This is a genomic window from Synechococcus sp. H55.11 (assembly GCF_047462475.1).
In the GTDB taxonomy this organism is placed as follows: Bacteria; Cyanobacteriota; Cyanobacteriia; order Thermostichales; family Thermostichaceae; genus Thermostichus.
The window spans coordinates 6,751-15,794 of record NZ_JANSJI010000269.1 but is presented as its reverse complement, the minus strand read 5'-3'; the positions used below and the strand labels follow the sequence as shown (position 1 = coordinate 15,794).

Below are 9,044 nucleotides of genomic sequence, written 5' to 3'. Positions count from 1 at the left end.
TCGACAAAGACAGTTTGGCAAGGCGATTGGGGAAGCCTAGGTTTAAGGGCTGGGCAAAGGCAAGCTTTTCACTACAAAACCGCAATTCAGTTACTCGAAAAATCCGACATAATTGGCTTTGAAAGTTTGAATATGAAAGGTTTGGCTAGGACTGGGATGGCAAAATCTATCCTAGATAGGGGCAATTTCTGTCTATTGTCGCCCACAAAAAAATAGCGGTGAATGCAAACGGCACCACCCAAAATTGCTCCAATTGCGGCACTCCCGTATCTAAGACGATTGCAGGCCGAGGGCATTGACTGTCGTCCTGTTTTCGGGAGTCGTTGCGTTTCAAACCCGATTAAGACGCTCCCCAGGCGCTTTGCGCCGCTGACGCGACCCCCCTAGCCTTTCTTCTTCTTTTTGGGAGAGGGGAGTTTTTTTATAGACAGGCTTTTAGCTTTTTCAGCACCGCTCGATCCAGTACCAACAGGGCTGAGTGCAGGCCACCTGAGTAGCCCCAGAGAAAGCCCACCGGCAGGTGACCTTTTGGTGCTTCCAGGTTGGTCTTGAGCTCCCCATACCCCAACCAGCGGCCCTGCACCCGCCAGCCGACTCTTTCTCCCATGCACGCTTCGCGGGGCAACGCCAAGAAGGAGCCCGATCTGATCCCGCCTCCCGCCTCGGGATCGCACTCCTGCCAGAGCTGCTTCTGGACGGTGAAGCCGAAGCGCCCATGGCTGGCCTGCATCCACAGTTGGTCGATCAGCCGCAACAGCGGGCAGGGGAAAGCCTGAACATCCTTGGGATCGAAAAAGCCCACCTGGGATCGCCCGCCCAGCTTTAACATCAGGGCCGTCGTCCAGCGATCCGCTTCCCCCCACCGCCCGGCCCGCAGCCGATCCCACAGCCCTTGTAGGGCGGGAGCCGCTTCTCCCACCCAGTCTGGCCAGGGGAGAGTAGCGGGCAGGGATCCCTCCCAGCTCCCTTGCCTTTCTGGACAGATCTCAAAAGGAACCAGGGATCCGGATGCCCCCTCTTTTTTCTTTATCGTGGCAGGGGTGGGGGGCGCCACTATTTGCTCCAGCTCTTCTGCTGAGTGCTGGGCCAGGAGCTGTTCCAGCTCATCTTGAGGTTGCCGGGCTAGAAGCTGCTCTAGTTCCTGCAGATCCTGGGTGCGAAGGGCCGGCTCAAAGGCAACCGGCTGCTTCTTCTCTTCTGGAGAGACCGCTGCCGGCAACAGGGCCAGCCACTCGGACATGGTTTGCGGGCGCTCTTCGGGGTGGAGAGCCATCCCTTTGAGGATGGCGGCCTCTACAATCTCGGGAATGCTGGGGTTGAGGCTGCGGGGGGTATCCAACTGGCGGCCTGTGGCCCGCACCGGCGCACACAGGGGCACCATTCCTGTCAGCAGGGTGTAGAGGGTCGCTGCCAAGGCGTAGACATCGGTGAAGGCGCCGCGGCGGCGTAGGCTGTCGTATTGTTCCAGAGGGGCGTAGCCATCGGTGCCGTAGGAGGTGTGGCGCTGGATCAGACCTTGGGCGTAGGCCCGCGCCAGCCCAAAGTCGATCAACACCGCTTGCCCAGATCCCTCCCGCACCAGGATGTTGGCCGGCTTCACGTCTCGATGCAGAATCCCCTGTTCGTGCAGGGCCATGAGGGCGGATCCCACCTCCCGCGTCAGGCGCAGGGCTTCCGGCAGGGGCAGCGGCCCCTTTTGCCGCAAAAGCTGGTGCAGAGTCTGGCCACGGATGTACTCCATCACAATGCACCAGCAATCCTGCTCCCAGATCACCTCTTCCACCTTCACCACATGGGGGTGGCGGCAACGGGCCAGTTGCAGCGCCTCGTTCATGAAGTTTTGCTGGAAGCGGGGATAATCGGGATCCTCGCGGATGCTGTCGTTTAGGACCTTGATAACCACATAGTCAGCACGGACGCTATCCCAGGCGCGGTAGGTGATGCCAAAGCCCCCTTCCCCCAAAATGGCCTCGATGCGGTAGCGCCCCCCCTGCAATTCTTCACCAACTGCCCAAGCCATACGCGATCTCGCTCCCCGCCTCTAGGGCTATTCTGTCACGGGGATCAGTAAATAGACGGCACATAGAACTGCTCGTTGCGGGGCGGCCGCCGATAGAGCTCTCCTGGCGGGCGCGGCGGCAGCTCTATCGCCTCAGGGATTAAGTCTTCGTAGGGGATCTTGCTGAGAATGTGGTGAATGCAGTTGAGACGGGCCCGCCGCTTGTCGTCGGCCTCCACTGTGAACCAGGGGGCCTCGGGAATGTTGGTGTGGGCTAACATCGCGTCTTTGGCTTTGGAATACTCGACCCAGCGGTTGCGGGACTCCAGATCGATGGGGCTGAGTTTCCAGCGTTTGAGCGGATCCTTCACCCGTTTTTGGAAGCGGCGCTCCTGTTCTGCGTCGCTCACGGAAAACCAGTACTTCAAAAGGATAATGCCGGAGCGCACCAGCATGCGCTCAAATTCGGGACAGGAGCGCATGAATTCCTGATACTCTTCCTCGGTGCAAAAGCCCATCACTCGCTCGACTCCGGCCCGGTTGTACCAACTGCGATCGAAGATAACGATCTCGCCGGCAGCGGGGAGATGGGCCACGTAGCGCTGAAAATACCATTGGGTGCGCTCTCGGTCTGAGGGCACCCCCAGGGCAACCACCCGGCAGCCGCGGGGATTGAGGGGTTGGGTCAGGGTCGTGATCATGCCCCCCTTGCCGGCAGCATCGCGCCCCTCAAAGATGATCACCACCTTTAGGCCCTGGTGCTTTACCCAGTACTGCAGCTTCACCAGCTCCACCTTGAGCGGGAACAAGGCTCGCTCGTAATCTTTGCGGGAGAGTTTGGGGCGCTCAGGGGCAGGTTTCGAGATCCCGCCGATTTTGAGCCATTTCTTCTTTTTGCCCTTAACGTTCGGCTTCACCTCAGAGAGAGGGGTTTCAGAGGAAAGGTGGGGTTCGGGGATCACAAAACAGCTCCAAAACTGGACTGACCAGGGGGTTGGTCGGGGCCAGGATCCCAGCCTACCTGCTCAAGAGCCCACCGGCAGCACCCCCGTCTTCACCTGGAAGGTGCGCGCCTGGCCATTGCGGATGACCCGCAGCGTCAGCGTCTTGCCCACCCCCGCCGCTTCCACCAACTGCTGCACCTGCTCGGCATTGCGGATGGCTTGCCCATCGATCTCGGTGATAACATCCCCCTCTTGCAAGCCAATTTGCTCAGCCGGGGAGCCGGGAATTACCTGCCCGATCAACACCCCCTCTTGCACCGTCAGCGGGGTGGGGCGGGCCGGGTCACGGTTGAGGCGGGCCACCAAATCGGGATCGAGGGTAATCATGCGAATGCCCAAGAAGGCATGCTCCACCCGGCCATTGCGGATGAGTTGCTCGGCAATTTCCATGGCGCGGTTGATGGGGATGGAAAAGCCGACGCTCTGGGCCCGCTGGAAAATAGCTGTATTCACTCCAATAACCCGACCTTCTGCATCCAGCAGTGGGCCGCCCGAGTTGCCGGGATTGATGGCCGCATCCGTTTGCAGGAACGTCACCCGCTTGTTGGTGGCTCCAATCTGCCCGGAGGAACGCCCGACGGCGCTGATGATCCCTGCCGTTACGGTGTTGTCCAGGCCCAGCGGGTTGCCGATGGCGATGGCCCAATCCCCCGGCCGTACCTGGTCGGAGTTGCCCAAGGTAACCGTGGGCAGATTTTCGCCCTCGATCTGGATCACGGCGATGTCGGTCACCGGATCTGAGCCTTTGACCTCCCCTTCAAAGGTGCGTCCATCCAGCAGATGAACCCTAACCCGCTCGCTGCCTTCTGCCACGTGGGCGTTGGTGAGGATGAGGCCGTTGGCATCGATGATGAATCCGGATCCGGTGCCTTCCTGCTGAAACTCCTGCGGCAGTTGCGGGATTTGTCCCCCAAAGAAGCGACGGAACAGGGGCTGGTTAAACAGCTCGGGATCGATGGGGCTGGCTACGGTGCGGGTGGCATCGATGCGCACCACCGCCGGGCCGACCTTTTGGGCAACAGCGGCAATGAAATTGGAAGGCCGCACGGCATCGGCGGGAGAGGCAGACTCAGGCAGAAGGGATCCCACCCCCCCGCCGGCCCGCTGCGACCAAGTGGCAAGGGGAGTTTGCTGCAGCCATGCTTGCCCCGCTCGAGACGACAGCCAGACTCCACCGGCAACGCCGCCGCCGAACAAAGCCATCGCCAGAAGTGTTTGCCGTAGAATCCGCGCCATGATCCCTCCCAAAGCTAAGCCGTATTGCCGAGAAAACAAATGCGAAGATGGAGAAAGCTTGAGCCAAATCCACCAACTGAGGCCAGCTCAGTCCAGCTTCACATCTACAATATTCCACCCACCCTCACTCATTTCTTTGGATTGGTAAGGGCTTTGCGCTTAACTTAGCAAATCTGGCGGGCAACGGCAGTGCTCAAACGCCCAATGACGATCGGCAATTCGAGCAAGCTCCCCTCTTTGTTGCCCCAGGGGCGGGATCCGTGGCAGCGCCACCGCGCCTGGATGCAGTTGGCCCTGCGAGAAGCCGAGCGGGCAGGAGAAGCTGGGGAGGTGCCGGTGGCAGCTCTGGTGGTGGGGCCGGGGGAAGAGTTGTTGGCCCTGAGCGGCAACCGGCGGGAACGGGATCGGGATCCCACCGCCCATGCGGAGATTTTGGCCCTACGGCAGGCGGGGCAGCGCCTGGGCGACTGGCAGTTGCAGGGCTGTCGGCTGTATGTCACCCTCGAGCCCTGCCCCATGTGTGCGGGGGCGATCAGCCAAGCGCGGTTGGCCCAGGTGATTTACGGCGCCGACGATCCCAAGGCCGGAGCGCTGCGCAGCGTGCTCAATGTGCCTGCTTCTGCCGCCAGCTTTCATTGCCCAGAGGTCATCGGCGGGGTTTGCGAGGCCGAGTGTCGTCGCTTGTTGCAGCAGTGGTTTTGCCGCCGGCGGGGGATCCCCCTGGCAACCTAATGGGGAACTTGGGCGACAAAAAGGTCGGCTTGAAGTCGTGCATCCGCGAGAGGTTTTTGATACTGTCATATCGGCTAAGGCCTCCGGCCCGCTAACGCGAGCGGCTGGCCGGGATCCCCTATGACAGGCAGCGGCTTGAGTTTCGGGTGAGTTTTGAGATCTGCCTTCTCAGGCCTTGCTTTGTAGATTTTCTGGTGGATCCCTTCCTCGCCCATTGGTGGGCAGGGGATCCGCTGCTCATAGGTGGTCTCTACCCAGAGGAGTGACGTGTGAGTGTAGCCCTCTTTTCCTCTCCGGTTGTGTCTCCGCTGCCCTCGGCTTGGCTTAGGGGGATCGGCCTTCTGGTCTGGGCCTGGCTCTGTTTGGCCTTCCCGGTGCAGGCGCGGGTGCTGCTGCGGGTGGGGATTGCCGTCAACAAGCCGCAGGTCAGGCTTGGCAGCTCTGCCCCGGCCCGCCTGTTGAACGCCCAGGGACAGCCACTGGCCGAAGTTCCGGCCATGCAGCCGCTGCAGGCCAGCCGGATAGGCTCGGCGGTCAGTTTGGCCGGCCAACAGGGAGAACGCCTTTACCTACAGCCCACCACCCCCGATGGGCTGGTGTTCATCGACCAGAACTGGTACCGCGGCTGGGTGGAGCTGATCCCCGGCGAGAGTGGGGTGATCGCCATCAACCAAGTTGGCTTGGAAGACTACGTTTCCAGCGTGGTGGGCAGCGAGATGGGACATCGTTTTCCCATGGAGGCCCTCAAAGCCCAAGCGGTGGCCTCCCGCACCTACGCCCTCTACCACCGCAGTCGTCGCTCCCAGCAGCCTTTTGACTTGGGAAATGGCGTCGATTGGCAGGTCTACAAAGGGGTGGCCGCCGAATCCAACCGCACCCAAGCGGCAGCCCGCGAAACCGCCGGACAGGTGCTTATCCACCAGGGGCAGTTGATCAATGCCGTTTTCCACTCCTCCGGGGGCGGGCACACGGATGATGCAGGGAATGTCTGGTTAGAATCGCGGCCCTACTTGCAGGGGGTGCCCGATTTCGATCACCACTCGCCGGTGTTTAGCTGGACGGCTACCATTCCCGCCCAGCAGCTCCAGCAGTTGGCCGGCGGGATCGGAGCCATCCGTTCCATCGAGATCCTGCGCAGCTCCCCCTGGGGACGGGCCATCACCCTGCGCCTGGTGGGATCCCAAGGCAGCAAAGACGTCAGCGGCAGCGAATTCCGGCGGGCCCTGGGGTTGCGCAGCACGATGATCGCCATCAGCCCCCGCGGGGAGACGGCCACTACAGCCAGCCTGACCCCTATTGCAGCAGCCTCACCGGCTTTCTTCGAGATCCAGGGGCGCGGCTACGGGCACGGGGTGGGCATGAGCCAGTGGGGAGCTGCCGCCCTGGCCAGCCAGAACTACTCCTACCAACAGATCCTCAGCCACTACTACCGCAACACCCGCCTGGCCGTGGTGGAAGGACGCTAGGGCTCAACTTCAGGAAGAGACCCACAAAATAACCGATTGGTAGCAAAAGTAGCTGTAGTTTTTAAGAGTTTGTGGGTAGCAACATTTTGATTGCTCTGGAGAGGTTTCCTGAGAGTTCGGTGGGGTTCTGCAGATCTTGTCAACTCTGATGCCGCACCCTCTCTTGAGTGTGGCGGAATCGAAACCTGGTCTGCTGGTGGTCGCTGTTTTTGAGGGCTCCACGCCACTGTGGCAAGATCGAGGAAAGCTCCGCAAAAGCTGAGTTGCGTCTCCTGAAGATTTTGTAGAGATCTTGAATTCTCTTCTGCGGATCCTCAGGATCGGCTCAATAATAATTGAGATACGTTTACCGGGATCGACCTCTACCTCTTCTTTTTCGAGCCCATAACTTTAACCTCAGGTATCTGCCCTATGTCCATTGCCACCTTAGCCCCCGCTTTTCCTGAACGTTGCCCGGCGCTGCCGCAGGCGCTTACCCCTTTGTGCGAGATCGCCCGCAACTACTGGTGGACTTGGAACCCCGATCATCTCACCATTTTCCGGGAAATGGATCCTGCCCTGTGGGAAAAAACCTCTCACAACCCGGTGCGCATGCTGGAGGAGGTTTCCTACTTGCGCCTGGCGGCCTTGGCTACTGACGTCAACTACCTCAACACGTTGAACCGGATGGTGCAGTCCTATCGGCAGTACATGGCGGCTGAGGATACCTGGGCCAAGCGCACCATGAAAACCTACGACTGGCAGCGCCCCATCGCCTATTTCTGCGCTGAGTATGGCCTACACGAGTCTTTGCCCACCTACTCTGGGGGCTTGGGTATGTTGGCCGCCGATCACCTCAAGTCGGCCTCCGATTTGGGAGTGCCCCTGGTGGCCATTGGATTGCTCTACCGTCAGGGCTATTTCCAGCAGCGCCTGGACACCAGTGGCTGGCAGGGGGAGCTTTATGAAGACTCCGAGTTTGAGTCTTTGCCGCTGACCTTGGTGCGTCAGCCGGATGGCAGCCCTCTGTTGGTGGAAGTGGCGATGCGGCAGCGGCTGGTGAAGGCGCGCGCCTGGCGGGCGGACGTGGGCCGGGTGCCTCTCTTGCTGCTGGACACCGACCTGGAGGAGAACGATCCCATCGACCGCTGGATTACCGCCCATCTCTACGGGGGCAGCACCGACACGCGCATTGCCCAAGAGTGTATCCTCGGCATCGGGGGGGTGCGCCTGCTGCGCCAGTTGGGCCTGGATCCCATGGTCTATCACATGAATGAGGGGCATGCCGCCTTCTTGACCTTGGAGCTGCTGCGGGAAGAGGTGGCGCGGGGCACGCCTTTTGAGGCGGCGGAGGCCAAGGTGCGGGAAAAATGTGTCTTTACCACCCACACACCGGTGCCGGCTGGCCACGATGCTTTCAGCCCCAACGAGATGGATGCGTTCTTTGCTTCCTTCTGGCCACAACTGGGCCTGACGCGGGAGCAATTTTTGGCTTTGGGAGCTCGTCGCAGCGGGGATCCCTGGGAGCCCTTCAACATGACGGTGCTGGCTTTGCGCTACGCGCGGGCGGCCAATGGGGTAAGCAAGCTGCACGGACGGGTTTCTCGCGAGATGTGGCATGTGCTCTACCCCGAGCGGTCGGTGGATGAGGTGCCCATCAGCTCTATTACCAATGGGGTGCACGCCCGCACCTGGGTTTCCCCCCTCTTCTGGAACCTCTACGATCAGTACTTGGGCCCCGACTGGCCGGAGCGGGTGTCGGATCCGGAACTGTGGGCCAAGGTGGAAGAAATTCCCGATGAGGAGCTGTGGCGGCGCAAGGAAGCCCTGCGGGAGCGGTTGGTGTCTTTTACCCGCCACCGGGTGTTGCGGGCGCGGCGCAACCGCGGCGAAAGCAATGAGCGCATCCAGGCGGTCAACCAGTTGTTGGATCCCAAGATCCTGACGATTGGGTTTGCCCGCCGCTTCAGCACTTACAAGCGAGGAGATTTGATCCTGCGCGATCTGGAGCGAGTGACCCGCATCTTCACCAATAAAGAGTATCCTGTGCAGATTATCTTTGCCGGCAAGGCCCATCCGCGGGACGAGGGGGGCAAGCGCCTGATCCAACGGGTGGTGGAATGGTCCAATCGCCCTGAGGTGGCCAACCGGGTCGCCTTCATTGAAAATTACGATGCCTATGTCGGTCGCAACTTGGTGCAGGGGGTAGATGTGTGGCTGAACAACCCGCGACGCCCTCTGGAAGCCTCTGGCACCTCAGGGCAAAAGGTGGGCTTCAGCGGGGGGTTGAATCTGTCGGTGTTGGACGGCTGGTGGCCGGAGGGTTACAACGGCCGCAATGGCTGGGCCATCGGCCAAGAAATCGAAGGCTTGGATCCCGCTGCCCAAGACGATTTGGACGCCAACTCTCTCTACGATTTGTTGGAGTATGAGGTGATCCCCATGTTCTATGAGCGGGACGAGCAAGGGATCCCGCGCCGCTGGATTGCCCGCATGAAGGAGGCGATCCGCACCCTCAACCCGGTTTTCAACACCGACCGCATGGTGGCCGAGTACGTGTTGAAAATCTACGAGCCTCAGCCCCTGGAAGCAGAGGTGAGCCGGACTTTGTCAGGTTCGGCTGTGGTC

At 60.7% G+C, this 9,044-nt stretch carries 6 protein-coding genes and 1 pseudogene; 4 read left to right on the top strand and 3 right to left on the bottom strand.

Annotation, left to right across the window (positions count from 1 at the left end):
* Window positions 1–216, top strand: a pseudogene (locus NW853_RS10910) (hypothetical protein); the annotation flags it as partial.
* Between the two features lie 205 nt (window positions 217–421).
* On the opposite strand, the gene NW853_RS10905 reads toward NW853_RS10910, so the two are convergent.
* The 3 genes from NW853_RS10905 to NW853_RS10895 form a co-directional block, all read right to left on the bottom strand.
* The gene (locus NW853_RS10905; protein ID WP_414334946.1) at window positions 422–2,020 is read right to left on the bottom strand and encodes a protein kinase domain-containing protein; all 1,599 of its coding nucleotides are present in this window, start codon (window positions 2,018–2,020) and stop codon (window positions 422–424) included.
* 44 nt (window positions 2,021–2,064) lie between these two features.
* Window positions 2,065–2,874 (bottom strand): polyphosphate kinase 2, encoded by an 810-nt coding sequence (ppk2, locus tag NW853_RS10900; protein WP_414334955.1) that lies wholly within the window; start codon window positions 2,872–2,874, stop codon window positions 2,065–2,067.
* A 150-nt stretch (window positions 2,875–3,024) separates the two neighbouring features.
* A complete protein-coding gene (locus NW853_RS10895) occupies window positions 3,025–4,239 on the bottom strand; it encodes an HhoA/HhoB/HtrA family serine endopeptidase (RefSeq protein ID WP_414349019.1) in 1,215 nt (404 codons plus the stop codon).
* Between the two features lie 204 nt (window positions 4,240–4,443).
* On the opposite strand from NW853_RS10895, the gene NW853_RS10890 reads away from it, so the two are divergent.
* The 3 genes from NW853_RS10890 to glgP form a co-directional block, all read left to right on the top strand.
* Window positions 4,444–4,971: a nucleoside deaminase gene (locus tag NW853_RS10890; RefSeq protein WP_414334948.1), complete on the top strand. Its 528-nt coding sequence runs from the start codon at window positions 4,444–4,446 to the stop codon at window positions 4,969–4,971.
* A gap of 269 nt (window positions 4,972–5,240) precedes the next feature.
* Complete coding sequence (locus tag NW853_RS10885) at window positions 5,241–6,437, top strand: SpoIID/LytB domain-containing protein (RefSeq protein WP_414349018.1); 1,197 nt, start codon at window positions 5,241–5,243, stop codon at window positions 6,435–6,437.
* 411 nt (window positions 6,438–6,848) lie between these two features.
* Window positions 6,849–9,044: alpha-glucan family phosphorylase (glgP, locus tag NW853_RS10880; protein ID WP_414349017.1), on the top strand; the 2,196-nt coding region annotated here is incomplete at its 3' end.